The 24,810-nt window shown below is 69.9% G+C and carries 28 protein-coding genes; 19 read left to right on the top strand and 9 right to left on the bottom strand.

What is annotated here, in order from left to right:
- Positions 1 to 87 precede the first annotated feature (87 nt).
- The 6 genes from ID574_RS53795 to ID574_RS53770 are packed head-to-tail and all read left to right on the top strand — an operon-like array spanning position 88 to position 4,642.
- Positions 88 to 438 carry a transglycosylase domain-containing protein gene (locus ID574_RS53795; protein ID WP_188196850.1) on the top strand — a complete coding sequence of 117 codons (351 nt, stop codon included), beginning with the start codon at positions 88 to 90 and terminating at the stop codon, positions 436 to 438.
- Positions 354 to 980 (top strand): transglycosylase domain-containing protein, encoded by a 627-nt coding sequence (locus ID574_RS53790; RefSeq protein ID WP_188196849.1) that lies wholly within the window; start codon positions 354 to 356, stop codon positions 978 to 980. The genes ID574_RS53795 and ID574_RS53790 overlap by 85 nt, the downstream gene beginning before the upstream one ends.
- Positions 977 to 1,525 carry a penicillin-binding transpeptidase domain-containing protein gene (locus ID574_RS53785; RefSeq protein WP_262496175.1) on the top strand — a complete coding sequence of 183 codons (549 nt, stop codon included), beginning with the start codon at positions 977 to 979 and terminating at the stop codon, positions 1,523 to 1,525. The genes ID574_RS53790 and ID574_RS53785 overlap by 4 nt, the downstream gene beginning before the upstream one ends.
- Before the next feature lie 50 nt (positions 1,526 to 1,575).
- On the top strand, positions 1,576 to 2,109 hold the full coding sequence (locus ID574_RS53780) for a PadR family transcriptional regulator (RefSeq protein ID WP_188196847.1): 534 nt from the start codon (positions 1,576 to 1,578) through the stop codon (positions 2,107 to 2,109).
- Positions 2,106 to 2,846, top strand: coding sequence for an ABC transporter ATP-binding protein (locus tag ID574_RS53775; protein ID WP_188196846.1), 741 nt, complete (start codon positions 2,106 to 2,108; stop codon positions 2,844 to 2,846). Before ID574_RS53780 ends, ID574_RS53775 begins: the two co-directional genes overlap by 4 nt.
- Before the next feature lie 5 nt (positions 2,847 to 2,851).
- Positions 2,852 to 4,642: an ABC transporter permease gene (locus ID574_RS53770; RefSeq protein ID WP_188196845.1), complete on the top strand. Its 1,791-nt coding sequence runs from the start codon at positions 2,852 to 2,854 to the stop codon at positions 4,640 to 4,642.
- A gap of 57 nt (positions 4,643 to 4,699) precedes the next feature.
- Here ID574_RS53770 and ID574_RS53765 read toward each other — a convergent pair whose 3' ends face one another.
- On the bottom strand, positions 4,700 to 5,293 hold the full coding sequence (locus ID574_RS53765; RefSeq protein ID WP_262496174.1) for a TetR/AcrR family transcriptional regulator C-terminal domain-containing protein: 594 nt from the start codon (positions 5,291 to 5,293) through the stop codon (positions 4,700 to 4,702).
- On the opposite strand from ID574_RS53765, the gene ID574_RS53760 reads away from it, so the two are divergent.
- Positions 5,292 to 5,588: a Tn3 family transposase gene (locus ID574_RS53760; protein WP_188196843.1), complete on the top strand. Its 297-nt coding sequence runs from the start codon at positions 5,292 to 5,294 to the stop codon at positions 5,586 to 5,588. The two genes, ID574_RS53765 and ID574_RS53760, sit on opposite strands and share 2 nt — an antisense overlap.
- Before the next feature lie 35 nt (positions 5,589 to 5,623).
- Here ID574_RS53760 and ID574_RS62155 read toward each other — a convergent pair whose 3' ends face one another.
- The gene (locus tag ID574_RS62155) at positions 5,624 to 5,755 is read right to left on the bottom strand and encodes a hypothetical protein (protein WP_262496173.1); all 132 of its coding nucleotides are present in this window, start codon (positions 5,753 to 5,755) and stop codon (positions 5,624 to 5,626) included.
- 644 nt (positions 5,756 to 6,399) lie between these two features.
- Here ID574_RS62155 and ID574_RS53755 point away from each other — a divergent pair.
- The 4 genes from ID574_RS53755 to ID574_RS53740 all read left to right on the top strand — a co-directional run bounded on the left by ID574_RS53755 (position 6,400) and on the right by ID574_RS53740 (position 10,303).
- On the top strand, positions 6,400 to 6,792 hold the full coding sequence (locus ID574_RS53755) for a GntR family transcriptional regulator (protein WP_188196842.1): 393 nt from the start codon (positions 6,400 to 6,402) through the stop codon (positions 6,790 to 6,792).
- Positions 6,789 to 7,751 (top strand): ABC transporter ATP-binding protein, encoded by a 963-nt coding sequence (locus ID574_RS53750; protein WP_223168043.1) that lies wholly within the window; start codon positions 6,789 to 6,791, stop codon positions 7,749 to 7,751. Before ID574_RS53755 ends, ID574_RS53750 begins: the two co-directional genes overlap by 4 nt.
- Before the next feature lie 13 nt (positions 7,752 to 7,764).
- A complete protein-coding gene (locus ID574_RS53745) occupies positions 7,765 to 8,736 on the top strand; it encodes an ABC transporter permease (RefSeq protein WP_188196841.1) in 972 nt (323 codons plus the stop codon).
- Between the two features lie 568 nt (positions 8,737 to 9,304).
- Positions 9,305 to 10,303, top strand: a complete 999-nt coding sequence (locus ID574_RS53740) for a Mu transposase C-terminal domain-containing protein (RefSeq protein ID WP_188196840.1) — start codon at positions 9,305 to 9,307, stop codon at positions 10,301 to 10,303.
- 196 nt (positions 10,304 to 10,499) lie between these two features.
- Here ID574_RS53740 and ID574_RS53735 read toward each other — a convergent pair whose 3' ends face one another.
- Positions 10,500 to 11,132 (bottom strand): TetR/AcrR family transcriptional regulator, encoded by a 633-nt coding sequence (locus tag ID574_RS53735; protein ID WP_188196839.1) that lies wholly within the window; start codon positions 11,130 to 11,132, stop codon positions 10,500 to 10,502.
- 77 nt (positions 11,133 to 11,209) lie between these two features.
- Between ID574_RS53735 and ID574_RS53730 the strand changes: the two genes are divergently transcribed.
- The 3 genes from ID574_RS53730 (at position 11,210) to ID574_RS53715 (ending at position 13,291) form a co-directional block, all read left to right on the top strand.
- The gene (locus ID574_RS53730; protein ID WP_188196838.1) at positions 11,210 to 11,377 is read left to right on the top strand and encodes a hypothetical protein; all 168 of its coding nucleotides are present in this window, start codon (positions 11,210 to 11,212) and stop codon (positions 11,375 to 11,377) included.
- Between the two features lie 110 nt (positions 11,378 to 11,487).
- Positions 11,488 to 12,414, top strand: a complete 927-nt coding sequence (locus ID574_RS53725) for a sigma-70 family RNA polymerase sigma factor (protein WP_188196837.1) — start codon at positions 11,488 to 11,490, stop codon at positions 12,412 to 12,414.
- Between the two features lie 466 nt (positions 12,415 to 12,880).
- Positions 12,881 to 13,291 carry a VOC family protein gene (locus tag ID574_RS53715; RefSeq protein ID WP_188196836.1) on the top strand — a complete coding sequence of 137 codons (411 nt, stop codon included), beginning with the start codon at positions 12,881 to 12,883 and terminating at the stop codon, positions 13,289 to 13,291.
- Positions 13,292 to 13,499: 208 nt separating this feature from the next.
- Here the strand turns inward: ID574_RS53715 and ID574_RS53710 are convergent, their stop codons facing one another.
- Entirely contained in the window at positions 13,500 to 13,829 is a 330-nt protein-coding gene (locus ID574_RS53710; protein ID WP_188196835.1) for a hypothetical protein, read from the bottom strand.
- A 122-nt stretch (positions 13,830 to 13,951) separates the two neighbouring features.
- Here ID574_RS53710 and ID574_RS53705 point away from each other — a divergent pair, with 122 nt between their 5' ends.
- The 3 genes from ID574_RS53705 to ID574_RS53695 all read left to right on the top strand — a co-directional run bounded on the left by ID574_RS53705 (position 13,952) and on the right by ID574_RS53695 (position 18,315).
- The gene (locus ID574_RS53705) at positions 13,952 to 15,787 is read left to right on the top strand and encodes an alpha/beta fold hydrolase (RefSeq protein WP_188196834.1); all 1,836 of its coding nucleotides are present in this window, start codon (positions 13,952 to 13,954) and stop codon (positions 15,785 to 15,787) included.
- A gap of 309 nt (positions 15,788 to 16,096) precedes the next feature.
- On the top strand, positions 16,097 to 16,240 hold the full coding sequence (locus ID574_RS53700; RefSeq protein ID WP_188196833.1) for a hypothetical protein: 144 nt from the start codon (positions 16,097 to 16,099) through the stop codon (positions 16,238 to 16,240).
- Positions 16,241 to 17,010: 770 nt separating this feature from the next.
- Complete coding sequence (locus tag ID574_RS53695; protein ID WP_188196832.1) at positions 17,011 to 18,315, top strand: M50 family metallopeptidase; 1,305 nt, start codon at positions 17,011 to 17,013, stop codon at positions 18,313 to 18,315.
- Positions 18,316 to 18,719: 404 nt separating this feature from the next.
- Here the strand turns inward: ID574_RS53695 and ID574_RS53690 are convergent, their stop codons facing one another.
- On the bottom strand, positions 18,720 to 19,040 hold the full coding sequence (locus tag ID574_RS53690) for an alpha/beta fold hydrolase (RefSeq protein ID WP_188196831.1): 321 nt from the start codon (positions 19,038 to 19,040) through the stop codon (positions 18,720 to 18,722).
- Complete coding sequence (locus ID574_RS53685; protein WP_188196830.1) at positions 19,040 to 19,495, bottom strand: alpha/beta fold hydrolase; 456 nt, start codon at positions 19,493 to 19,495, stop codon at positions 19,040 to 19,042. Before ID574_RS53685 ends, ID574_RS53690 begins: the two co-directional genes overlap by 1 nt.
- 1,395 nt (positions 19,496 to 20,890) lie before the next feature.
- Between ID574_RS53685 and nhaA the strand changes: the two genes are divergently transcribed.
- Positions 20,891 to 22,213, top strand: a complete 1,323-nt coding sequence (gene nhaA, locus ID574_RS53680) for a Na+/H+ antiporter NhaA (protein ID WP_188196829.1) — start codon at positions 20,891 to 20,893, stop codon at positions 22,211 to 22,213.
- A 111-nt stretch (positions 22,214 to 22,324) separates the two neighbouring features.
- Here nhaA and ID574_RS62150 read toward each other — a convergent pair whose 3' ends face one another.
- The 3 genes from ID574_RS62150 to ID574_RS53670 are packed head-to-tail and all read right to left on the bottom strand — an operon-like array spanning position 22,325 to position 23,983.
- The gene (locus ID574_RS62150) at positions 22,325 to 22,642 is read right to left on the bottom strand and encodes an FAD-dependent monooxygenase family protein (RefSeq protein ID WP_262496172.1); all 318 of its coding nucleotides are present in this window, start codon (positions 22,640 to 22,642) and stop codon (positions 22,325 to 22,327) included.
- Complete coding sequence (locus tag ID574_RS53675) at positions 22,602 to 23,477, bottom strand: FAD-dependent monooxygenase (RefSeq protein WP_262496171.1); 876 nt, start codon at positions 23,475 to 23,477, stop codon at positions 22,602 to 22,604. The genes ID574_RS62150 and ID574_RS53675 overlap by 41 nt, the downstream gene beginning before the upstream one ends.
- Positions 23,474 to 23,983, bottom strand: a complete 510-nt coding sequence (locus ID574_RS53670) for a GbsR/MarR family transcriptional regulator (RefSeq protein WP_223168041.1) — start codon at positions 23,981 to 23,983, stop codon at positions 23,474 to 23,476. Before ID574_RS53670 ends, ID574_RS53675 begins: the two co-directional genes overlap by 4 nt.
- Before the next feature lie 128 nt (positions 23,984 to 24,111).
- Between ID574_RS53670 and ID574_RS53665 the strand changes: the two genes are divergently transcribed.
- Positions 24,112 to 24,783, top strand: a complete 672-nt coding sequence (locus tag ID574_RS53665) for a DUF998 domain-containing protein (protein WP_188196828.1) — start codon at positions 24,112 to 24,114, stop codon at positions 24,781 to 24,783.
- Positions 24,784 to 24,810: the final 27 nt, after the last annotated feature.

Genomic DNA, 24,810 nt, shown 5'->3' with positions numbered 1-24,810 from the left:
GCGGCCGGGAGGAGACGGCGGGCGCCCGCACCGTACCGGCTGGAAGCGGTTCATCCCCAGCTGGAATGTCGTGGTCCTCGCTTCACGGTGCTGGTGGCGGGCCTCTTCGGTATGATCATGGTGGCCTACGCGAACACCCCGCTACCCGTGGAGATCCAAAACCACGCCCTCGAGCAGGGCAGCATCATCTACTACCGCGACAGCAAATCCGAGATCGCCCGGCTCGGCACCAAGCGGCAGATCGTCCCGATCTCCAGGATTCCGCTGCATGTTCAGGACGCCTTCATCGCCGCGGAGAACCGTACGTTCCGCACCGACCCCGGCATCTCGATCTCCGGCATCATGCGAGCGGCATGGAGCACGGTGACCGGCAGGCAGGTCCAGGGCGGCTCCAGGCCGCCGCCCAGGCGTTCTTCGACAAGGACGTCGACAAGCTGACCCCCGCCGAGGGCGCCTACCTGGCAGGCCGGATCCAGAGCCCGGACGCGTTCGACAAGGCGGAGGCGGAGAAGAACTGGGCACCGACCCGGGAGCGGTTCGCCTACGCCATCGACGGCATGGCGATCGTCGACCCAGCCAAGTACGGACAACTGCCCAAAACGGCGAAGTTCCCCAAACTCGCCAAGCTAGACAAGAAAGAGACACTCAAGGGCATCAACGGCTACATGGTCGACATCGTCCAGCGTGAGCTGGAGCGGCGGGGGATCGCGAAGGAGCGCCTGCGCAGCGGCGGTTTCCGCGTCACGACCACGTTCGACAAGAAGCTCATGCGGGCCGCGAAGAAGGCGGTGGAGGGCCACAGCCTGAGGAGCTACGTGTCCGGCAATGGACCGATCACGCTGCCGGGCACCAAGCCGATCGGCAACTCGCACGATGTGGGCGCGGCCGTGCAGATCGACCGGGCCACCGCCGAGTCGGTGAACACGGCGTCCACCACGACGCGCACGTGGTCGTCTCGGTCAAGACGTTCAAGGGGATGACCGCCCTGGAGGAGGTCGACCTGCCCAGAACGGTCATCAGCCCGGACACCGCCGCCGATGCCACCGACGCGATGCAGCAGGTGGTCAAGTACGGCACGGCCGCGGGCACCTCGCTGCCCGGCGGGCGTCCGATCGCCGGCAAGACCGGCACCAACAACGAGAACAAGGAAGCCTGGTTCGTCGGCTACACACCGCAGCTCTCCGCGGCCGTCGGGATGTACAAGGAGATCCCGCAGACCGATCCCAAGACCAAGAAGGTCATCAAGGACGCCAACGGCCATCCCCTGCGCAAGGAGGTCTCTCTCGGCAACATTCAGGGTGCCGATACGCCCACCGAGATCTGGCGCGACTTCATGGCGATCGCCATGGCCGGCAAGCCGGTCGAGCCGTTCCCGGCGCCCGCCTTCGCCGGTCAGGCGCACGACCTGGCGCAGAAGCCGGCGCCCAAGCCGACCGGGGACCCGCTCGGCGAGGACGACGACCCGTTCGGCAACGACGATCCCAGCGAGGATCAGTTCAGGAGATCGCCAGATGTAGCGTTTTGACACTCCATATGGGTAACCGCTATCTATTGGCTAACCGTTAGGGGGTTGGAGTGCAGGACGCAGTGCTGGCGATGCTCGCCAAAGAGCCGTCGCACGGGTACAACCTGCGCGTTCGGCTGCGCCAGAGTCTTGGCCCGCTGGGCGAGTCGATGAACCCCGGTCAGATCTATGTGACCTTGGCCCGGCTGGAAAAGGCGGGGCTCGTGGTCTGCGAACGGGCCGACGGCCTTCCCGAGCGGCCCGACCGCAAGGTCTATGCGCTGACACCGGCCGGACAGCAGCGGGTGGCCGCCTGGCTGGCCGAGGTGGGCTGGCCGAAACCGGACCTGGCGGAGTTTCATCTCAAGCTCGTGGCCGCCGCCGCGGCCCGGCTCGCCGACCCGGTCGAGCTGGTGGCGGCACAGCGTCGTGAGTTGCTGCGCCGCTTGCGTGAGGCGCAGCGGGCGGCGCTGGCCGAGCCGGCGGGATCGGGCGCCGGCCTGCTGCTGGAGGGCGTCGTGCTGCGGTTGCAGGCGGACCTGCGCTGGCTGGAGGCCTGTGAGCGGGCCTGGTCCAAGGGCGATGACAGAGCTGAGGGTGGATGAACGTGTCGAGTGCTGTGGTCCGGGTCCGCGGCCTGGTGAAGGATCATGGTCAGGGGCAGAGCCGGGTCCGCGCTGTCGACGCCGTCGACCTGGAGGTGCCGCAGGGGCAGATGCTGGCGGTGATGGGGCCCAGCGGCTGCGGGAAATCTACCCTGCTGCACCTGCTGGGTGGCTTGGAGCGGCCCACCGATGGGGAGGCGTGGCTGGCCGGGCGGCGCATCGACACCCTGAGCGAGCGGGCCTTGGCGCGGCTGCGGCGCCGGTCGGTGGGGTTCGTCTTCCAGGCCTTCCATCTGGTGGAGGAGTTGTCTGCGGCCGAGAACGTGGAGCTGCCCGTGCTGCTGGCCGGGCGCTCGCGGCGCGAGGCCGGGTGCCGCGCGAGCCTGCTGCTGGAACGGGTCGGGCTCGCCGACCGTGCCCGGCATCTGCCGTCGCAACTGTCCGGTGGGCAGCGTCAGCGCATCGCCATCGCCCGCGCGCTGGCCAACGACCCGCTGGTCGTCCTGGCCGACGAGCCGACCGGCAACCTCGACACCGCGGCGACGCTCGACGTGCTGCGCATCTTCGAGGCCCTGCGTTCCGCGGGGCAGACCCTCGTGATCGTCACGCACGACGAAAGGGTCGCGGCCACCGCGGACCGGCTGATCTCGATGCGCGACGGGATGTTCGTCGACGACACCCGGCTGGCCGGCTCCCACACGCGCGGGCTCGGCGGGCTGATCGGGCTGGAGGGCTGAACGTCGTGGGCTCCATCGTGCTCGTCGTGCGCCTGGCGCTGGCTGACATGCGCCGGCACAAGGTCCAGGCCGCGATGCTCATGCTCGCGGTCACCGTGGCCACCGCCACGATGGCCCTGGGCCTGTCCCTGCGCGACGTGAGCGACGCGCTGTACGAACAGACCCGCGCGGCCACCGCCGGGCCCGACGTGGTGGCGCTCTCCGGAGACACGGGCCCCGCCGTGACCTCGGCCTTGGCCTCGCTGACGAACGAGCCCGGAGTCATGGCCCACCATGGCCCCTATCGCATCGTCTACGCCGACCTCACCACGCGCGATTCCCTCTCGTCCCCCGTGGTGGTACACGGCTTCGCCGAGACGCCCGGCGCGGTCAACCGGCCGCTGGTGACCTCGGGGCGTTGGGTCCGCTCCGGCGGCACGGTCCTCGAACGCGGCTTCGCCACCGCGCTGGGCGTCGGCGTCGGCGACCACGTCACCATCGCCGGCCGGTCGTACCCCGTCGTCGGGATCGCCGTCACCGCGGCCACCTCCGTCTACCCCGGGGCGGCCCAGATCGGCCCCGGCGGCGGCCCCAGCGACTACAGCGGCCTGGCCTGGATGACCCGATCGGATGCCCGGACGCTGGCCTCGTCCCACGATCTCCCGGTGACCTTGGCCGTGGACCTGAAGCTGCGCGACCCCGCCGCGACCGAGCCCTTCATCGACGCTCACAGCGACCCCACCGTCAGGATCACCTTCCACTCCTGGCAGTTCAGAGCCGAGCGGGACATGGCCATCCTCAGGGTCAGCCAGCCGATCCTGCTCGTCGGCAGCTGGCTGCTCGGCTTCCTGGCCATCACCGGAGTGGCGTCGCTGGCCTCGGGACGCGCCGTCGAGCAGACACGCCGGGCCGGGCTGCTCAAGGCCGTCGGCGCCACCCCCGGCCTGATCGCCACCGTCCTGCTCACCGAGTACCTGGCGCTGGCTCTGGCCGGCGACGCGCTGGGGCTGGCGCTCGCCCGCCTGACCGCGCCCGCCATCGCCAGCCCCACCGCCAGCCGGATCGGCGACGCCGCCGGGCCGACCGGCCTGGCCATCGCCGCGGCGACCGTCCTCGCCGTGGCGGTGGCGGTGCTGTCCACCCTGGGTCCCACGCTGCGCGCCCTGCGGACGGCGACCGTCACGGCGCTGACCGCCACCGCGCACCAGCCCCGTCACCGACCCCGGCTCACCGCGCTGTCCGCGCTGCTGCCCACGCCGCTGCTGCTCGGGCTGCGGCTGACCGCCCGCCGGCCGGGCCGCGCCGTGCTGCAGGCGTGCTCCACCGCCACCACGGTGATCGCGATCGTCGCCCTGCTGACCCTCTACGCCCAGCCGGAGAGGGGCTACGGCCTGGACGGTTCCTCCGCCCTGCCCAACCTGCGCGGCGAGCACGACCGCCAGTTGATGCTCGCCGTCACCATCCTCCTGATCGCCCTCGCCGTCGTGAACACCCTCACCTTCACCTGGACCACCGCCATGGAGGCCCGGGCGAACATGGCCATCGCCCGCACGCTCGGCGCCACCCCCGGACAGATCTCCGCGGGACTGTCCACCGCCCAGCTCCTGCCCAGCCTGCCCGGCGCCGTCATCGGCGTCCCCTTGGGCATCGGCCTGCTCTCGCTCTTCGCCGCCAGGAATGCGGTGGATCCCCCCTCCTCCTGGCTGCTCGGCGCCGTACTCGCGACTCTCCTGGCGACGGCGGCACTCACCGCCCTGCCCGCCCGCCTGGCGGCCCGCCGACCGGTGGCACAGACCCTCAGCGCCGAAACAGCCTGACCGGCCGACAGCGGCCGGTCAGCGGCCGGGCTGGTCACATGGCCGTGTCGATCCCGCTCAACCTGGGGCTTCGCCTGCCGTCCCAGCTCTGGCGACGGCCGCCGCGACCCCGTCGAGCACGCACGCCAAGCCGAACTCGAAGCTCTCCTCCGGCCCGACGTCCTCGGCCTCCACGACCCGGCGGGCGAAGTGCGGGTAGTCGCCGCTCGAGATGACGTCGCGGATGTAGGGGGCGACGCTCTCCCGCCATTGGTCCTTGCTGAGCCCGATGCGCCGCTGCGCCTGCTCTTCGGCCACCTCTCCCGCGACGGCGCCGAACACGTACGCCAGGACCGCGCCCACTGCATGGGCGGCCAGGGCGATGTCGGGGATGAGCGCACTGGCGGCGGCGAGCGCGACGTCCTGCCGGCGCAGCGAGTTGGCGCCCAGAGCGGGGCGGCCGGCGAGCTCAGAGCCCAGCCACGGGTGCCGCAGCAGCGTGGCGCCCAGGTCGCGGGCCACCGCTGCCAGGTCGGCGCGCCAGTCGCCGGACAGCGGCGGCGGCTGCCCCTGCACCGTGTGGATCATCAGGTCGATCAGGTCGTCGCGGCTGGTCACGTACCGGTAGAGCGAGGCCGTGCCGGACTCGAGGTCGGCCGCGACGCGGCGCATGGACAGCGCGGACAGACCCTCGCCGTCGGCGATCGCGACCGCGGCGGCCACGATCCGCTCCACGCTCGGCGCTCTCGGCCTGGCGCTGAACGCCGTGGTGTGGTGGAACAGCCTCTACCTCGACGCCGCCGTCAAGCAGCTGCCTGCCCAGGGCTTTCCGGCGACCGAGGAGATGTGCGCCCGGCTGTCGCCCATCGCTTATGACCACATCAACTTCCTGGGCCGCTACGCCTTCACCCGCGCAGAGGTTGGCGGCGCCTTGCGGCCCTTCCACCAGGCCGATCCAGGCGCCTAACCCCCAGGGCGGCTGGTTGGGCGTGGCAGGAGAATTCAGGCCACCGAATGGCTGCCGGTGTAGGTGCCGGAGACGGCCGAGGCCGGGACGGTGATGACCAAGGTGGGCTGCCAACTGGTGGAGGTGCTGGTGATGAGGGAGGTCTTGGATGTCCGAAACGCGGTCACCGGCACGGTCGTGCGACCTTCCGCGCGGCGGTGGCTTGGCCGGGGGTTCGGGTGCTCGCGTCGGATTGGGCGGTGACCGGGCCGGACCAGTAGGCAATGTGAGCTTTGCCGATGGTCTCCAGCGCCGTGCCGGCGCCGATTTTGAAGTCGGTGGCCGACACCGTCGCTGATCAGGACCGGTTGCCGGCCCGGGTGTCATTGAGGGTGATCGTGCCCAGGAGGCGCTGAGCCTGTCGCTGCGGCTGTGGTCCCGAGGCTGGCCGAGTTCAGAACGACGATCTCCAGCGGGAACACCCGCATCGCGACCGTGACCTGATCGCGACCGTGACCTGGACGTTCGCGATACCGGCGGCTTCGGCCGGGGCTGCGGGAGTCATGATCAGTGCCAGTGCCAGCGAGCCGATGGCGCGGATCGCTGCCCTCACAGCGCGACGTCTCCCTCATCACGGACCTTGGAGGCCGGGCGAGCGTGTCGTTCCGGTGGCGCGCTCGTCCGGTTGGTTGGGGAAAACCGCTGGAAACCTCGATCTTGGGGCTCTTGGGAATTGGCGACGACGACCCGCGCGAGAGGCCAGGAGGGCAAGTTGACGAAGATCGTGGGCGCTAATACCCTTTTACTAAGCTAATAGGAAAAGGGGACTGCGGTGATCAAGCTTCGCCTCGACCCAAGCTCTGGTGTGGCGACATATCTGCAACTGGTGCATCAGGTCAAACACGCCTTGCGGCTCGGTGTGCTCATGCCGGGCGATCGGCTGCCGACGATCAAAGAGGTCGTCAGCGACCTCGCGATCAACCCGAACACCGTGGCCAAGGCCTACCGCGAACTGGAACACGAGGGCCTCGTCGTCGGCCGGCCCGGGTTGGGCACGTTCGTGCGGCGGTCCCTGGGTGGCGGATCCACGGCCGATCACAGCCGGCTCCGCCGCGATCTCGCCCAGTGGGTGCGCGGCTGCCGTGAAGCGGGGCTCGACCAAGGAGATATGGAGGCGCTGTTTGCCTCGGTGCTCGCCGACTCCGTCCAGGAGGGAATCGCATGACAGCGGATCGGACAGTGAGGATGTTCGGCGGCGGAGCCGGTGAGCTCACCGCCCCCGCAAAGAGCCCCACCGCTCTGGAGGCCATGAGGCTCGCCAAGCGGTATCGGGGCACATGGGCGTTGCGTGACTGCACGATGTCCGTCCCCGCCGGCCGGGTCGTCGCGCTCGTCGGACCAAATGGCGCGGGCAAATCCACGTTCCTGCATCTGGTCGCCGGCCTGATCGCCCCAACCCGTGGCAGCGTGCGTGTCTTCGGCGAACCGGTCGGGCAAAGGGCGGCAGCCCTCGCGCGAGTGGCGTTCCTGGCCCAGGACAAACCCCTCTACGACGGCTTCACCGTCGCTGAGATGCTCCGCTTCGGACACCATCTCAATCCGGGCTGGGACGACACCCTAGCCAGGCAACGACTGGCGGAACTGGACATCCCGCTGAACCGCAAGGTCGGCAAGCTTTCCGGAGGTCAGCAGGCACAGGTCGCGCTGACCATCGCCGTGGCCAAGCGACCGGATCTGCTGGTCATGGACGAGCCGCTCGCCAACCTCGACCCAGTGGCTCGGCACGATGTCATGCGCTCCCTGATGGCGGCGGTGGCCGAGACGCAGATGACCGTTGTGTTGTCCTCCCACGTGGTGTCCGACCTGACCAACGCCTGCGACTGGCTGGTGGTGCTCAACCGCGGCCAGGTCCAGATCAGCGGCGAGGTCGACGAGCTGCTCGCCGCCCACCGGATGGTGTCCGGTCCGGCTGAGCTCGCCGACGGGATGGCGGCCCGGATGCCGGTGATCAGCGACAGTCGCAGGGAACGGCAGGCGGACCTGCTGGTCCGCACCGGTCCGGGAACGCCGTTGCACGACCCGCGATGGAGAGCATCCGGCGTGAGCCTGGAGGAGCTGGTGCTGGCCTACCTGCGCCGCCCCGACACCACGGCGCTGCCTCGTCCGACCCTGACCACTACCTGATCGCTAAGGAGACATGGAAGTGTTGTGGCTTACCTGGCGGCAGCACCGCATGCAGGTGCTCCTCACCACGGCGCTGCTGGCCGTCCTCGGCGCGGTTCTGCTCATCAGCGCTCTGGGCGCGGCCGACTTCGCCGCCCAGAACGCTCCGGCCGCCGACTGCGTGGCGGACACGCCCGCGTGCAGCGCTTACCTCGTGGAGATGAACGAGCGCATACGGTCGGTGGGTGAACTCCTCGGCTGGCTTCCGCTGCTGGCCCCGGCGATGATCGGCGCTTTCTGGGGTGCTCCGCTGCTGGCCCGGGAGTTCGAGCAGGGCACGCACCAGCTGACCTGGACCCAGTCGGTGACGCGGCGGCGCTGGTTGGCGGCCAAGATCGTCGGGCTCGGTGCCGCGGTCACGCTCGGCGGGCTGGTGCTGGCCGGCATCGTGGAGCCGTGGCTGGCCGCCTTCGACGTCCCCCCCTACAACGTTGACCGCTTCGACATGAGTTGGTTCCGCGTTGTCGGCATCATGCCGGCGGCGTGGTGGCTGGCCGCGTTCGTGCTCGGCCTGGCCACGGGCGCACTGTTCCGGCGGACCCTGCCGGCGATGGCGGTGACCCTGGCGGTGTGCGCGTTAGCATTCTTCGGACTCCTCAGGGCGCCATCCTTCTACGCGACACCGGAGCGAGTCGTGCAGGCCGCGGTCATGGACGAGCCCGAACCGGATGACTCCCTGCACGTGACGAGCTACTGGATCGACGGAAGCGGCGTGAAGTACACCGCTCAGGAGAGAGAGCTCGCGCTCGCCGGCCCCTGCGGGACGGACGAGACGACCAAGAAGTACGCCAGATGCGCCTTCAGCCACGGCTATCGACAGGTGGCCGAGTTTCACCCCGCGGACAGGTTCTGGCAGTTCCAATGGACCGAGGCGGGAATCCTGCTCATCCCCGCTCTCTCGTTGGGCGGCCTCGCCGTCCGGCGCACCCTTCGGCCCCGCATCTGAAACCAGTTATCGCCTCATCACGGTGACGGGAGTGCCTGGCGCAGGACCGTCACCGCCTCCTGCGAGGCGTCCAGTAGAGGGCGAGCAGTGGATCATGCAGGACCGAGAGCAACGAGTTCTGTGTGGCGTGGTCCGCCCGCTGCGGACTTGCCCGTCCTGATCAAACTGCCCGACTCTTCCTTCAAGCAGATACCCGAACGACAGCGCCCTTGCCGACTCGGCAGGTCAGAAGAGGGTGTCGCGCACCCGCAGCGGCCGGTAGCCAGTGGGGCAAGCTGGGCCAGCTCGCCTTCGATGTCGACGTCAATGGACCCGAAGAAGTTGATGTTCTCGCTGTGCGCCGAGGGTATGTGGGCCAGCACCTCATCGTCAACGCACCGCCCGGTGGCGCGCATCGAGTCCACGGCGGCGTTAGGGGCCGAGCCCCGACGGCCGAAGACGACGTCGCCGGTTCAGCGGCGGCGCGCAGCGGGGTCGCGACCTTGCTGCCAGCGGGCCAGCGCATCCGGGAGACTCGGGGCGTAGCAGGCCAGCGAGGCGACCGCGGTGTGGCCGGAGTAGGCCAGCAGTGTTGAGGTACGCGGTCAACCTCGGTGCACCCTCAGCGCTGACCACCGCGCCGGCCTTCCGCCAGGCGATCTGGCGCAAGAGCGAGCCTGGCTGGCACGTGTGCGGCATCCCGGACGCCTTCCACGTCGACCACGGCTCCGACTTCACCTCGGCCCATCTGGAACAGGTCATGGCCGACCTGCGCATCCGCGCCTACTTCTCCCTTCACGGCCAGCCCCGTGGCCGCGGCGAAGTGGAGCGGATCTTCTCCACCTCCAACCGGATGTGCCTGCCGACCCTGCCCGGCCACGCACCCCGCGGCACCCACGACCGCGCCGGTCAGGCCCGGCTCAGCCTGGCCGAACTCGATAGCGCCATCAACGCCTTCATCCGCGAGATCTACAACGTCACCCCGCACAGCGAGACCGGCACGCCACCGCAGCAACGCTGGGAGGACGGTGAGTTCATCCCCCGCATGCCCGACTCCCTCGACCAACTGGACCTGCTGCTGCTCACCGTGGCCAAACCCCGCAAGATCCACCCTGACGGCATCCACTTCCAGACCCTGCGCTACCTCGACCCCGTGCCGGCCGCCTACGTCGGCGAGGACGTCGTCATCCGCTACGACCCCCGCGACATGGCCGAGATCCGCGTCTTCCACCACGACCGCTTCCTGTGCCGGGCGATCTGCCCGGAGCCGGCCAATCGCACGATCAGCCTGAAGGACATCACCGCGGCCCGCAACGCCCGCCGTCGCGAACTGCAGGCCCAGATCCGCCAGCGGGCCAGCGTCGTCGACCGGCTGATCGAGGTCCACCGACCGCCGCACCCCGATCTCCCGCCACCCGCCAAGTCGACACGCGGGGAGCCTGCCAGGGGCGGCCGAAGAGCGTGTGCAGGTAGCCGTCGGGCTCCTGCGCCGCCGCGACCCCGCCGGATGACGTCCTCGGCGATCTGGTCGAGCGCGCTGGGGCCCGAGCGGGCGTGCTCCGAGGAGATGGACTCGATGATCTTGTAGATCTCCGAGTCGGCGAACTCGCGCCCGCGGTGCTCGTGCCGGGTGCCGCTCGCGGTGTGGTCGAAGTTGGCCACCCGCCCGAGGCGCTCCATCCATTCGACCGCGTGCGAGATGACGGCCGATCGGTTGACGGTCTGGAGCCGGCCCCAGAATCCCTCGTCCGCCTGGTGGAGGGACAGCGGGTCGAGCAGGGGGCTCAGCGCACCGCATAGCTCCCGAGCGACGGCTCCATGAGGTCGAACACCTCGCGCGCGGACTCGGCCACGATCTCGGCGATCCGCGCGTTGTCCAGCCCTTCCAAGGTGAGCTCCATGATCTGCCCGAGCAGCACCCGGTAGGGGGCGGCGAGCTGCGCCGCCACCACCCGGGGCGCCGGTCCCCGATCGCCCGTCTCCGCGGCCAGCACCCGAGCCAGCGCCTCCTCCCGCTGCTCCAGCAGCTCGCGCAGGCGCGCCACCAGCGTCGGCGACTCCATGATCATCCGCCCGAATCCGTCGCGGGTGAACCCGAGCATCGGATCCTGCCGTTCGGCCGCTTCCATGAAGACCCTCCTGAGCGCGGCGAGGGCGGACTCGCCCGGCGATCTGCCGGCCACGATCTCGGCCAGCGTGGCGACGAACTGCTCGTGGTGGTCGAAGGCCAGATCCTCCTTGCGCGGGAAGTAGTTCGTGACGGTCTTCTTGGCCACGCGTGCGGCCTCGGCGATCTCCGCGATCGTCGTCTCCTCGAAGCCCCGCTCGATGAACAGGCGGGTGGCCTTGTCGGAGATCTCCTGACGGGTCTCCCGCTTCTTCAGCTCTCGCAGACCGAGCATTTTTACGTCGGACATAAAGTTCCTCTTGACGACTTGATGTGTCAGTCGTAATCTTACCACCGATCTAAGTTTTGCACCTCTGAAGGGTTCGCATGCGAGAGTCGTTTGAGATCAAGCTGCCCGCTTCCATCGCCGTCACCACCGCTCCTCTTCGCAATCCGTCGCCGCGCCGCTCCGCCGCACGGGCTCGAGACCTGAAGCCCACGGCGCAGCCGTACCTCACGCGCCGCCCCAGCGCCCCCCGGCGCGCCGCGTACTGACCCCCAGAGCCACCGATCACATCGCCTGTCAGGAGCTTGAACTGACCTTCACTCGCACCACCAGCACCACCGCTCCCCGCCGCTCGTCCGCTCACCCCCGGGAGGTCCCCATGGCAGCCGCCGCCGCGACCACTGATCCTGTCAAGGACTACCTGAAGCAGATCGGCAAGATCCGGCTGCTCGATGCCCAGCAGGAGGTGGCGCTCGGCGAGCGCATCGAGGCCGGGCTGTTCGCCCAGGAACGCCTCGACCGTGAGCGCGACGCCCTGTCCCCGCAGGTCCGCGCCGACCTGGAGTGGATCGCCGCGGACGGCCGCCTGGCCAAGGACCAGATGATCGAGGCCAACCTGCGTCTGGTCGTCTCCATCGCCAAGCGCCAGACCGGACGCGGCCTGCCCCTCCTGGATCTGATCCAAGAGGGCAACATGGGGCTGATGCGGGCCGTGGAGAAGTTCGACCACAAGCTCGGGCTGAAGTTCTCCACCTACGCCACCTGGTGGATCAAGCAGGCCATCGGCCGGGCGCTGGCCGACCAGTCACGCACGATCCGCATTCCGGTTCACATGACCGAGCTGATCAACAAGGTGTCCCGGGCGCAGCGCGAGCTGTTCCAGTCGCTCGGGCGGGAGCCCTCCGACGAGGAGATCGCCGAGCGCGTGGAGCTGGCCCCGGAGAAGGTCAAGGAGATCCGTGGCTACGCGCGTGAACCGATCTCGCTGAGCATCCAGATCGGCGATGAGGGCGACCTCGAGCTCGGCGACCTCATCGAGGACGTCGAGGCCGGCGACCCCACCGACGTCATCGGCCACGATCTGCTGCGTGACCAGCTCAGGGAGATCCTGGGCGGCCTCACCGAGCGGGAGGCGGGCGTGATCGCACTGCGGTACGGCCTGGCGGACGGCGAGCCGAAGACCCTTGACGAGATCGGCAAGGTCTACGGCGTCACCAGGGAGCGCATCCGGCAGATCGAGGCCAAGACGATGAGCAAGCTGCGTCACCCCGGCCGCGCCATGTCGCTGCGGGACTACCTCGACTGAGCCGAGGGCCCGCCGCGAAACGAACCGAAGGACCAAGGTCTCACCCAGGCAGAGCTCGACTACTTGGCCACGCAGCCCGTCGGGCGGCTGGCCACGGTCTCGCCCGACGGGCAGGTGCAGAACAACCCGACCGACTTCTTCGTCGACGCCGGCACCGGCACGATCGTCATCGGCGGGGGCCGCTCGGCAGGTCGAAGTAGTTCCGGAACGTCCAGCAGGGCAGGACGGTGGCGTTCGTCGCGGACCCTCGGGGGCTGGACGAACCGTGTGCGAGCCGTACGGTGTGACGTCGCCTGACGGCGAAGCCCCGCCGCGCACCAAGCGATGGTGCCGAGGGGGCCCGCCGGCCAAGCACTGAGCCCGTCCGCGCGCCGTCAGCCGCGCGGACGGGCGAAAGCGCATGGGGCTCTGGACCGGTCAGGAATCAAGAAGCGCCGGTCAGCGAGCCGCAGCTAGCGTGACCGTCATGGACATCACCATCCACGCCAGCTTCCTCCCGCACGACGACCCGGACGCCTGCCTGGCCTTCTACCGCGACGCGCTCGGCTTCGAGGTCCGCGACGACGTCGGATACGAGGGCATGCGCTGGATCAGGGTCGGCCCCGCCGGCCAGCCGGGCACCTCCATCGTCCTGCAGCCACCGGCCGCCGACCCCGGCATCACCGAGGACGAGCGCCGCACCATCGCCGAGATGATGGCCAAGGGCACCTTCGCCGGCATCGTCCTGGCCACCCCCGACCTCGACGGCGTCTTCAAGCGGCTGCAGGACAGCGGCGCCGAGATCGTCCAGGAGCCGGCCGAACAGCCGTACGGAGTCCGCGACTGCGCCGTCCGCGATCCCGCGGGCAACCTGATCCGCATCGAGGAACGACGCTGACCTGCCCTTGCTTTCGCGTGCTCAGCGTCGGCGCGACATCGATCATCGACTCACGGCGGCCCGGGGGCTGGCCGTGTTCAGAGGAGGTTTCATTGAACGGGAACAAGTGGGTTCGGCAGACCCACCGCTGGCTGTCCATCGCTTTCACGGTGACCGTGCTCATCTGTGTGGCCGCCTTGCTGCAGGAGGAGCCTGCCGCCTGGGTGTTCTACCTGCCGCTGTTCCCGCTGGTCTTGCAGCTGTTCACCGGTCTGTACCTGTTCGTGCTCCCGTATGCCGTCAAGTGGCGCAGCGGGTCACGCACGGCTCGCGAGAATTGACCGCCCCCCGGGCGGGAGTAGAGGATCTTGTAGGCGACGGTGAAGTCACGGCCGTGCGCGTCGCTCAGTGGGTCGGCGTTGTCGAGGTCGGCAGCATCGAGCCAGGCCAGGAAGGCGCGGATGCGGGAGGCGTAGGCGCGGCAGGCGTCGTCGTCCAGCGGCGCGCGCTCGAGCGCCGCGGTGTAGTCGTCGTGCACCGCGGCGAACGCGGCCGGCACCTCCTGCAGATCAGTCGTCTGCTTCGGGAAGGGGAGCTCGCGTACATCCCCCGTCGCTCCCAGGCAAAAGATATGCAGAAAGAGGGACGCGCGGGCGATGCGGTCCCGGCGATCCTTCCGACATGAACATCGTTGCATCGCTCCTCATCGGCGCGGTCACCGCCGTCGCCCCGGTAACGACCGCGCCGGTGTCATGGCAGGACTGCGGAGACGGTCTGCAGTGCGCGCAGATCCAGGTGCCGGTCGACTGGGCCCGTGGATCAGGGCCGAAGGTCACGATCGCTCTCGCCAAGCTGCCCGCCCAGGATCAGGCAGGCAAGAAGGGCGTGGTGCTGGTCAACACCGGTGGGCCTGGCGAGCAGATCACGATTCTCCGCCAGGGGAAGAAATACTTCGCAGATCTGACCAAATGGTTTGACGTGGTGATTTTCGACCCGCGGGGGTTCGGCAAGTCCACTGCCATCAACTGCCCTATCCCCGCACCGTTCGCCACCGAGTGGGTGTTTCCGAGCAAGCCAGCCTACGACGCCTACGCTGCGAAGAACCGCACGTTCGGACAAGCCTGCGCCAAAGAGGCCGGCACGCTGTCGGGAAACCTCAACTCCTGGCAGATCGCACACGACATGGAGGCGATCAGAAAGGCCCTCGGCCAGGCCAGGCTGACCTTCGTAGGCAACTCGCACGGCACCACGCTCGGGCAGGCCTACGCCGAGTTGTTCCCCCGCAAGGTCGGCCGGATGTACCTCGACAGCGTGTGGAACCACACCACACCCGACCTGCGCGAGTGGCTCCGGCGGCGCGCCCATGTCCTGGAGGCCAACGCCGAACGCTACGCCGCCTGGTGCCAGAGCACCACGACGTGCGCACTACACGGCAAGGATCCCCTGGCCGTCTGGGACGCGGTGATGGCCACGGCCCGCCGCGAGCCCATCCCCGCACCCGAGGCCGGTCCCGACGTGCGCATCAGCGACACCCAGATCGCCTCCCGCGTCAACTTCACCTGGGAAGCCACCTGGGAACGCCTGGCCGCCGGGCTCGCGCGGGCGCAGGCCGGTGACGCCTCGTTCTTCGCCAAGGTGGAAGGGGCGCCTGACCCCAACCTGTCGCGCGTCATCCTCTGCGCGGACATGCCCTACCCCGGATACGACAAGCTCAAGAAGCTGGAGACCGCGCTGCGCCGCGAAACGCCCCGCATCGGCTGGCGGATGGTGTGGCCGATGGCCAACCACTGCGCGGGCCTGCCGCCGACCAGGACGTATCCGCCGCACCCCATCAAGGCGCCGGGCCTGCGGCCCGTACTCATCGCCAACGGCGACTACGACGACAACAGCCCTGCCGCCGACGGCCGCCGGCTGGCCGGCCAGGACGGCGAGCCCGACATCGAGGTGGTCGGTGAGGCGGCCGACGGTGCCGAGGCCGTGCACCAAGCGCTGTGGCGGCGCCCCGACGTGGTGGTGATGGACCTGCGCATGCCGTACGTCGACGGGATCGCCGCGATCCGGCAACTCACCGACGTGGAGACACCATCGAGGGTGCTCGCGCTGACGACGTTCGACACCGACGAGTACCTGTTCGGCGCGCTCCAGTCGGGCGCTGCAGGGTTCCTGCTCAAGGACAGCGACCCTGAGCTGCTGCTGGCGGCGGTGCGGGCGCTACATCGCGGGCACGGGCTGGTGGACCCGCAGGTCACCACCCGGCTGATCCACCGCTTCGCGAGACTGTCGCCCGTGCCCGCCACAGGCGCGCACCAGCGGCTCACCACTCGTGAGCTCGAGGTGCTCCGCCACCTGGCCCGAGGGCTGAGCAATGCCGAGATAGCCCAAGCCCTGACCATTGAGGAAGGGACGGTCAAGACCCACGTCGCCAGCCTCCTGCGTAAGCTCGGGCTGACCACCAGGGTGCGCGCCGTCATCTATGCCTACGAGCACGGGCTGGCCCCGCGGTACTCAGACACCTGACCCTCTGCGAGGAGCTCCTGTCGCGCATTTGCAACAACACCGACGAGATCCCAGCGTAGGAGAGGTACACCCAGCCGATCCGATCCCTGTCGTGGGTGTCGGACAGCACGAGATCGCGGTTGGCGCCCGAGCTCTGGCGGAGAACCCGGGCCCCATCGGCCTACCGGTTCACAGCAACTCGAACCCCTGCTCCGGCAGCGGCAGGTCGACCCGCTCCGGTCCACGGACCCTGGCCGTGTCCTTGGGTACGTCGGCCAGCGGCGTGCCCGGCACGAACGGGACAGACAGGCCGCTCTCGGACAGTCGACGGTGACGTTCGCGCCTGTCCCGCTCTCGTCGCCGGAGGTGCGGTCGCCGATCCAGCCGCGGGCGACGATCTCCAGCGGGCGGGTGGCCACGTTCGTGACGACCTTGCGACAGCAGTCGTCGTCGGCCGCGGTGCTCTCTCCGTGACAGTCCTCCTCATCGAGCGTGGTGGTGCCCATGTTGGTACGCCAGTCGACCCGCCTACGCGGACGCGGGCATCCTCGCCGGCCTCCTCCAGTCGAGCGGCCATCTGCTTCCACGCCGCCTCCAGCGCTCCACCGGGATTCCGCCACGCCGGCACGGGGCCATGAAGCGCGGTTCCTCCCCGGGGCCTCGCGGCACGAGAGCGATGGAGGGATCGACGTGGACGGGTTCGTCTCCTCGCGATCTCCGGCTGCTCGCCCACGAGGGTGCCGTCACGATAGAGGGCGGTCCGCTGCGTCGCCCGGGAGGAGTAGCCGAGCGAACCTCTGGCGTCGCCGTACATGAGCAGGTCGGTGGAGATGACGTCGCCGGTGCGGCTGACGCCGCCGATCCCGGCGCGCCCGCCCAGGGCAGGGCGGGACCGACGAACGCCCAGGACTGCCCACGCGTCGGAACTGAGTCGCTCACCAATCCGCGCGGGGGCCGGGCAGAGGGGTCGGCGGCGACGGTTGTCCCCTGCACGCCGCCGTCCTGGACGGTCCGGCGCTGGTTCTGCCGTACGAAGGCGGGCCAGACCATCGCAGCGGGCTTCCGCCGGCCCACCTGCCGGCCGGCTCGGCACCGAGGACGGCGATCAGCCCTCGGCATACCAAAGCAGGTGCTCCGCGATCAGTATCCTGATCAAGACGCCCCCTCCGTCGTCTCCCAAGGTGATCGTCGACTGCCCTGGGGTGTGTCGGACCGTCCGTCCCCCTATTTCCGGAGCGCCGCACATGGACTGGCTCTACCTGATAGGGATCATCCTCTTCCTGCTCGGGTTGATGATCTCCCTCGCCCTGCACGAGCTCGGCCACCTCGTGCCCGCCAAGATCTTCGGCGTCAGGGTGACCCAATACATGGTGGGCTTCGGCCCGACCGCGTGGTCGCGGCGCAAGGGTGAGACCGAATACGGCATCAAGTGGATCCCGTTCGGCGGCTACATCCGCATGATCGGCATGCTGCCGCCGCGTCCCGGCGACGACCCGGGCAAGGTGCGCAGCACCGCCACGGGGCCGTTCCAGGGGCTCATCGAGTCGGCCCGCGAGGCCGCGCAGGAGGAGGTGCGGCCCGGCGACGAGGACCGTGTCTTCTACCGCAAGAAGTGGTGGCAGAAGGTCATCATCATGTCCGGCGGCCCGCTGATGAACTTCGTGCTCGCGTTCGTGTTCTTCAGCATCCTGCTGGTCGGCATCGGCCTGCCCACCTGGGCCCCGATCGTCTCGCCCGAGACCGACACGTGCGTGATCCCGATCTCCGAGCAGCGCGACACCTGCAAGGCCACCGACAAGCCGACCCCCGCCGTCCAGGCGGGCATGAAGCCCGGCGACCGCATCGTGTCCTTCGACGGCCAGAAGATCAACTCCTGGGCAGACGCCATCCGCCTGGTCCGCGGCCACGGCGCCGGCGCGGTCCAGATCGGCATCGTCCGCGACGGCAGGCCGATGACGCTCGACGTCACGCTGATCGCCGAGGACCGCCCCAGTCTCGAGGACCCCCAAAAGATCGACAAGAACGTCGGCGTCTTGGGCGTGCGGCCGACGGAGGTCATGGAGCGGCAGAGCATGGGCGAGGTCGTCGGCTATATGGGCGCGCTCACGGCCCGCGTGGCGGGCTCCCTGCTCAACCTGCCGGAGAAGATGGTCGGCGTCTGGCACGCGGCCTTCTCCGGCGAGGAACGCGACCCCGAGGGCCCGGTCGGCGTGGTGGGCGCGGGCCGCATGGGCGGCGAGATCCTCGCCTCCGACCTGTCCAACGAGAAGAAGATCGCCACCTTCGTCAGTCTGCTGGCGGGCTTCAACCTGGCGATCGGCATGTTCAACCTGATCCCGCTGCTCCCGCTCGACGGCGGCCACATCGCCGGCGGCCTGTGGGAGGGCATCAAGCGGGCCTACGCCAAGATCATGCGTCGGCCGGAGCCGCAGTACGTGGACATCGCCAAGGTGCTGCCGCTGACGTACGCGATCGCCATCGTCATGATCGTCATGGCCGGTCTGCTCGTCTACGCCGACCTCGTCAACCCTCTCACGCTGCCCAGCTGACCGACGGTCGAGGATGCCTACGGCGCGGCGGTGGGCCTGCGCCGCGTCTCGATACCCGCCATCGTGCAGCACTGGGACTACATGGTGCTCGTGGCGGGGTCGCCGTCCACCAACCAAGTCCGCGCCTACGACCTGATCAAGATGATGACCGCCGACGGCCGCCTGACCGGGCGCGCAGCTGAACGTCGGCGAATCGCGCCACACCCTGGCCCGCCGGGTGTTCTTCGGCAACCTCCGGCCGGCCGGTACGCGGCCATGAACGCGGCATGGAGGACCAGGTCGGCGCGCTGGGCCCCAGGATTCCACGGGCTCTACCCGTTCAACCGACCGGAGGTCGATATGGCTTCTACGGCCGGGACCGACCAGCCTCTTCGCCGCCGAACGCACAGTGAAGGATCGGGTCGTCATCGCCGGTGGGTGTCGAGTTGATCGAGGAGGGCGGGCAGCAGCGCGGGATCTTCGTGAGGTCCCAGATGTCCCACTCCTGGCAGGGCGATGATCTCGGTTCCCAGCAAGGCGCGGGCGGGCCCGGCGATGCCGGCAGGCGGGTAGAAGCGATCGTGGGTGCCGGTGGCCACGAGCACCGGTGTGTCGGCCCAGCGACGCAGCAACGGTCCGGGCAGCGGCGGCGGGGCCAGGCTGGTACGCGTATGCCGGGCGACAAGGGTCATCCACTCCACTAGGTCCTGCTCCGTGCCCGCGGCATGGGAGGCCGGGCCGCTCATCAGGTCGAGCAGGGCCCGGCTGCGCGCCGGGAGGGAGCCGCGAGCCAGGGCAGGGTCGCTCGGAGCAGTGCCGGGGTCAGACGAGCTCTGCTCAGTCCTGCCGGGGACACCAGCAGCAGACCGGCCAGATGCGGCCCGGGTGTGGTCGACAGCGCCACGGCCGCGCCCAGGGAATGTCCCACCAACACGGCCGGCCCGGAAACGAGCTGCTCCATTACTTCCCCGACCCACCGCCCGTACGCCATCACGCGCTCCCGGCGAAGCCGCTGTGAACTGCTCAGCCCCGGCTGCCCGGGCAGGTCGACCATGATCACCTGCCGGGTCGGCGTCAGAGCGTCGGCCACCTGGAGCAAGGTCGCCGGGCAGAAGTTGGTGCCCGCCAGCAGCACGACCGCGGGGCCCTGGCCAGCGGTGACCGCCGTGCTCATCCCCAGAGACGTCTCCAGCGTGCTCACCTCGTGCGGGGTGGCCCACGCGCTGAGGCGGTCTTGGCACCATCGGCGTACATGCCGCTCACCGGCAGGCGAGGTGTAAATGGGTCGAAAGGCCACAGACAGGTCCCTTGCGGTCGGAGGGCGGCACGACCCATGATCATGGCCGTGTGATGGTCCATGTCGTCGACTCGTGGGGTGTGCCGATCATCTGTGTTACGAGGAGCGCGCGGTGTGGTGCTTCAGCGAGGCCCAGCACGGCATGGATCTGTCCCGCCATCGACGGCTGGCACATCGCGATAGCGCTCGCTTAGGTGAGCGGTGGCGATGACCGGCACCGGGCTACGGAGGGGATGCGCGGTCGTGGCAGGTGGCGCACACTCAGATGCGACGTGGCCGGAGCGATGAAACCGGGACGATCCCTTCTGACCGGCATTGTGGCCGTCACCGCAAACGCGGGCGGGCAGAAACGGCAAGCAGGTCTTGGGCACGCAAGTCTCGGGGACGCACGCGCAGATCCTTCACTCGATGCGGGAGTGGACGTGCCGACCAGACTTCCCGGCTCACCTGATGGCCACCCTATCCCTATCGGGCCGTGCCGGACAGTGGGTGCCGCGCCCGCCGCGCCTGATTGGGCGCCATCCCCGGAGCTGGCCGCGTTTCTGGAGGCCGGTGACGCGCCGGTGTACATCGGGTTCGGCAACACGGCCGGCAGCGATCCGCAGCGCCTCGGCCGCATCGTGGCCCAGGCGGTCCGGCTGGCCGGGGTACGCGCCGTGCCGGCCTCCGGCCTGGGGCGGCATCCAGGCCGCCGACCTGCCAGACACCAGCCACCAGCTCGACCAGGCCCCGCACGATGGCTGTTCCCCCGGCATGGCCGCGATCGTGCGACCACGTCGGCATCGGCACCACCGGCGCCGCACTGGCCGCCGGACGGCCACAGGTCATCTGCCGTTTGTCGCCGACCAGCCGTTTTGGGCATCTCGCGCACGCCGCCGGCGTCGCCGTGCCGCCCCAGTCCCAGCGGCGCCTAACCCCCGACGGGCCGGCCGCGGCCATCCACTTGGCTGCCACCGATGCCATGCCGGCGGTCACGCACCGCCGCCGACCTCGGGCGGCGTATCCGTGCCGAGGACGGGGGCCGCGCGGTGGAGATCCTGGAGTCGCTGTCATGCGCATCGCCCGCCGAGCCCGCCTGCCGCACGCGGAAGTGTGCGGAGGTCCGGCTCGCCTGGGTCTCGCGAGCGTCGTGAGATCGAGGCCTGCTCGCGGCATGTGCGCTCCCTCTGACGCGGGACACAGGGACGGCAGGGCCGTCTGATATGTGGCTCATTGCGAGTCTTGATACGTTATGGGCAGGTGCGCCGGGAAGTCTGGTCGGCAGATGATCGACCCGACCCCTGCAACGAGTGGAGTTTCATGCCCGGCCCCATCCTCCGACGTCCGCCGCGCCTGCTCGACAGGAGCACCTGGCCCGAGGCTCGCCGTATCGCCGACATCCTGCGCAAGGAGACCATCGGCGGGGCGTTGCTGCTGGCCGCCGCCGTCGCCGCGCTGATCTGGGCCAACTCCCCGTGGGCACAGATCTATCAGGACCTGCGCGCCATGGAGGTTGGGCCCGCCTCGCTGCATCTGAACCTCGACCTGGCCACCTGGGCCGCGGACGGACTGCTGGCCGTCTTCTTCTTCGTGGCGGGGCTGGAGCTCAAGCGGGAGTTCGTCGCCGGTGACCTGCGTGATCTGCGGCGGGCGGCGGTGCCGGTGGCCGCCGCGGTCGGCGGGGTCGTGGTGCCTGCCCTGGTGTACCTGGCGATCGCCGGCGGGGCGGGGGCTGCCAGGGGGTGGGCGATCCCCACCGCCACCGACATCGCCTTCGCCCTGGCGGTGCTGGCGGTGATCGGCCGATTCCTGCCGGATGCGCTGCGGACCTTCCTGCTGACCTTGGCGGTGGTGGACGATCTGATCGCCATCGTCATCATCGCCGTCTTCTACACCTCGCACCTGGCGGTGTTGCCGCTGCTGGGGGCCTTGGTGCCATTGGCGGTCTTCGCTGTGCTGGTGCGGCGGCAGGTGCGGTCGTGGTGGCTGCTGCTGCCGCTGGCCTTTGGCACCTGGGCGTTGGTGCACGCCTCGGGGGTGCACGCCACCGTGGCGGGGGTGCTGCTGGCTCTGACCGTCCCCGTCCTGCGGGGGACACGGGCGGACGGGTCGCCGGACGGGTCGCCGGACGGAGCCGCGGACGGAGCGGGGCTGGCTGAGCACTTCGAGCACAGGTTCCGGCCGATCTCCGCAGGCGTCGCCGTTCCCGTCTTCGCCTTCTTCTCCTCCGGGGTCACCCTCGGCGGGCTGGGCGGCCTGTTCGACACGCTCAGCGAGCCGGTCGCCGCGGGTATCGTGGCCGGGTTGCTGGTCGGCAAGCCGATCGGCGTCCTGGCCGCGACCTGGCTGGTGGCCCGCTTCACCCGCGCCAGCCTGGACGAGGGGCTGGCCTGGATCGACATGGTCGGGCTGGGGATCCTGGCCGGCATCGGGTTCACCGTGTCGTTGCTGATCGGGGAGCTGGCGTTCGGCGCGGCCGGTGGTGAGCAGGTCAAGGTCGCCGTTCTGGCCGGCTCGCTGGCCGCCGCTGTGCTGGCCACGGTGATCCTTCGGCTGCGCGGGCGCATCTACCGGCGCATCCACGAGGCCGAGACCGCCGACTCCGACCGGGACGGAATCCCCGACCTCTACCAGAGCCCCTGACCTGTCCTTGGGGGCCTGCGTGCTGCTCGAGGTGGTCTCCGGCATCACCGGGCTGGCGCCAAGCACGGCACCACGTGCTCCCGTCCTGGCGGCATCATGAGTCCATGCGCCTCACGGGCCTGCGGTCGGCGACGGCTGGCGGGGCGGCCGCCAGCGCCAGGTGGCGTTGCCGTCGGCGGCGATGCCCTTGCGCCACAAGGCTCCGGGCATCAGGCGGATCATGGCCAGCATCGCCCGGTATGCGGCCCTGGAGGTGGTGCGCGCCCCATCGGCGCGGGCGCCCTTGGCGGTGGCCTGGGTGCGCGGACGACGCTCGGCGTCGTAGCGGCGCAGCGCGGCCTCGACCGCCGGCTCGCCGGCCAGGGCGGCGGCAAGGACGACGGCGTCCTCAAAGGATTGCCCGGCGCCTTGGCCGCGGTCGGGACTCATCGCGTGCGCGGCGTCTCCGAGCAGCGCCACCCTCGCGGACGTAGGTCGGCAGCGGGTCCAGGTCACAGATGTCGATGCGGATGACCTCCTGCTCCCCCGTGGCCTCGACGAGGGAGGGGATCGGGTCGTGCCAGCTCCCGATGCGGCGGACGACCTCCGCTTTCTCCTGGTCGTAGCGGATGCCGGGCGCGTCGGCGGTGGTGACGTAGGCCCAGTACGCGCGGCCGCGCGCGACGGGGTGGATGAGGAAGTATCCGCCCGGGCCGAGCGTGATACTGCCAGGGAGATCGGGTACCTGGGCGATGCCCAGCCAGGCGGTGCGGCCCAGGAAGCGCGGCGGCGGTGCATCCGGCCACAGCAGGCGGCGGATTGTGCTGCGGATGCCGTCGGCGGCGATGACCAGGTCGGCACTCAGCTCGCCGCCGACGAATCCGATGCCCACGCTGCCGGCGTTCTGCCGGATCGCGGTGACTTCCGCGTCGGTGCGTATCCAGCCGGTGGGCACCGCGTCCAGCAGCACCCGGTGCAGGTCGGCACGGTGAAAGGCGAGCAGCGCGGTCGAATCCCCGGGCCGGGCTTGTTGCAGGTAGCGGCCATCCGGGGTGCGCAGGTTGCCGGAAGCGTGGGTGGGCACTCCCACCGCGCGGGCCTGCTCGGCGACGCCGAGCTCGGCCAGCGCCCGCATCGCATTCGGCGCTTGAGACATGCCGGCGCCGATCTCGCGCAGCTCGGCCGCCCGCTCCAGCACGGTGGCCTGCCAGCCGACCCGGTGTAAGGCCAGGGCTGCGGCAAGCCCGCCGATGCCGCCGCCGACCACGATGGCGTGTCCGCTCATGATGTCTCCTCACCCTCGTGGTTCTCCGGGTCGTCAGCCTGCAGGGGTGGCGCGTTGTCGAAGACCTTGGCCATCCACTCGAAGGTGGTGTGCGCCTGGCGCACGCGCGAGGCCCGCTCGTCGTCCGGGCCGACCAGCTCCACGCCGTCGCGGGTGATGTCCATGAACGAGGCGATGGAGGCGATCTGCCGGCGCACCACGACCGCCCAGGCGTCCTCGGCCATCCGGTAGTAGACGGTCCGCTCGCCCCGCCGGGTCCGCCAGGTGAGGAACCCCATGCTGGTCAGCAGCCGCAGGTTCGAGGTCAGCGAGGCGCGGCTGGCGCCGATCGCCGTGCTGATCTGTCCGGCAGACTGCTCAGGCGGATCACAGATCATCAGCCAGCCCAGCACCCGCCCGGCGATGGGCGGCACGCCGTCACGAGCCAGGTACATGGCGACGCGCTCCACCCATTCCAGCAGTTGCTCCTGTTCGGCCACGACCGACTCCCCTCCTCTTGCAGTCATTTCAGTATGAGCTAAAATCCATGTATCGATCAAGGATGCGCCCTGTCGAGGGCGTGCTGTTGGAGAGCCGGGAAGTCTGGTCGGCCCGTGAGCCCCCTCGCGGTCACGGAGAAACAGGAGGACTTCCCGTGGCCACCCGTACTCTCAAGGCGCTGCTCGCCAGCGGCGTCGCCGCCGGTGTTCTGGTGCCGGTGCTGTTGTGGGCCGACGGGGCCACCCGGCCCGGCTACAGTCTGTGGCACCACGGCGCCAGCCAACTCGGCACCGGCGAGCGCGCCTGGCTGCAGACGGTGAACTTCGTGCTCGGCGGATTGCTCTTACTGGCCTTCGCGGCCGGGCTGCGCCGGGCGTTGCGCGGCGGCCGCGGCGCCACCTGGGGGCCGATCCTGCTCACGACCGCCGCGGCGGGACTGGTCGTGGCCGGGCTCGTGCCGACCGATCCCGCGCTGGGCTATCCGCCCGGGCAGCCGACCGGCGTCACCACGAGCGGACTCATCCACCAGGTGGCCGGCTTCGCGCTGTTCGCCGGGCTCAGCGCCGCCGCATTCGTCCTGGCCCGACGTCTGGGAGAAGCGAGCCGGGGCTGGGCCCTGTACTCCCGCCTGTCCGGCGCACTGGTCATCGTCTTCGCGTTCGCCGCCGGGATCGCCTACCGCCTCGACACCCTGGGCGTCTGGCGACCGGCGCCCGCCGGCCTGCTCGAACACCTCTCCCTGCTGACCGCCTTCTGCTGGATCATCGCCGTGGGGGTCCGTTTGCTGCGCCAAGCCTCTGAACCTGCCGTTTCTCAGGCGGGATAGCGCGAAAGCGGGACCTTCATGGGCCTG

Source organism: Nonomuraea sp. SYSU D8015, from assembly GCF_008065375.1.
Classification (GTDB): Bacteria; Actinomycetota; Actinomycetes; order Streptosporangiales; family Streptosporangiaceae; genus Nonomuraea.
This window is presented reverse-complemented; position numbering and strand designations above follow the sequence as displayed.

Excerpts from the sequence above, each read along its gene's own strand:
- ID574_RS53790 (WP_188196849.1), top strand. The coding sequence starts at position 354 with ATGGAGCACGGTGACCGGCAGGCAGGTCCAGGGCGGCTCCAGGCCGCC.
- ID574_RS53785 (WP_262496175.1), top strand. The coding sequence starts at position 977 with ATGACCGCCCTGGAGGAGGTCGACCTGCCCAGAACGGTCATCAGCCCG.
- ID574_RS53775 (WP_188196846.1), top strand. The coding sequence starts at position 2,106 with ATGAACGTGTCGAGTGCTGTGGTCCGGGTCCGCGGCCTGGTGAAGGAT.
- ID574_RS53760 (WP_188196843.1), top strand. The coding sequence starts at position 5,292 with ATGGACAGCGCGGACAGACCCTCGCCGTCGGCGATCGCGACCGCGGCG.
- ID574_RS53765 (WP_262496174.1), bottom strand. The coding sequence starts at position 5,293 with ATGCGCCGCGTCGCGGCCGACCTCGAGTCCGGCACGGCCTCGCTCTAC.
- ID574_RS53750 (WP_223168043.1), top strand. The coding sequence starts at position 6,789 with ATGACAGCGGATCGGACAGTGAGGATGTTCGGCGGCGGAGCCGGTGAG.
- ID574_RS53745 (WP_188196841.1), top strand. The coding sequence starts at position 7,765 with ATGGAAGTGTTGTGGCTTACCTGGCGGCAGCACCGCATGCAGGTGCTC.
- ID574_RS53735 (WP_188196839.1), bottom strand. The coding sequence starts at position 11,132 with ATGTCCGACGTAAAAATGCTCGGTCTGCGAGAGCTGAAGAAGCGGGAG.
- ID574_RS53730 (WP_188196838.1), top strand. The coding sequence starts at position 11,210 with ATGCGAGAGTCGTTTGAGATCAAGCTGCCCGCTTCCATCGCCGTCACC.
- ID574_RS53725 (WP_188196837.1), top strand. The coding sequence starts at position 11,488 with ATGGCAGCCGCCGCCGCGACCACTGATCCTGTCAAGGACTACCTGAAG.
- ID574_RS53715 (WP_188196836.1), top strand. The coding sequence starts at position 12,881 with ATGGACATCACCATCCACGCCAGCTTCCTCCCGCACGACGACCCGGAC.
- ID574_RS53705 (WP_188196834.1), top strand. The coding sequence starts at position 13,952 with ATGAACATCGTTGCATCGCTCCTCATCGGCGCGGTCACCGCCGTCGCC.
- ID574_RS53695 (WP_188196832.1), top strand. The coding sequence starts at position 17,011 with ATGGACTGGCTCTACCTGATAGGGATCATCCTCTTCCTGCTCGGGTTG.
- ID574_RS53690 (WP_188196831.1), bottom strand. The coding sequence starts at position 19,040 with ATGAGCGGCCCGGCCTCCCATGCCGCGGGCACGGAGCAGGACCTAGTG.
- nhaA (WP_188196829.1), top strand. The coding sequence starts at position 20,891 with ATGCCCGGCCCCATCCTCCGACGTCCGCCGCGCCTGCTCGACAGGAGC.
- ID574_RS62150 (WP_262496172.1), bottom strand. The coding sequence starts at position 22,642 with ATGAGTCCCGACCGCGGCCAAGGCGCCGGGCAATCCTTTGAGGACGCC.
- ID574_RS53675 (WP_262496171.1), bottom strand. The coding sequence starts at position 23,477 with ATGAGCGGACACGCCATCGTGGTCGGCGGCGGCATCGGCGGGCTTGCC.
- ID574_RS53670 (WP_223168041.1), bottom strand. The coding sequence starts at position 23,983 with ATGACTGCAAGAGGAGGGGAGTCGGTCGTGGCCGAACAGGAGCAACTG.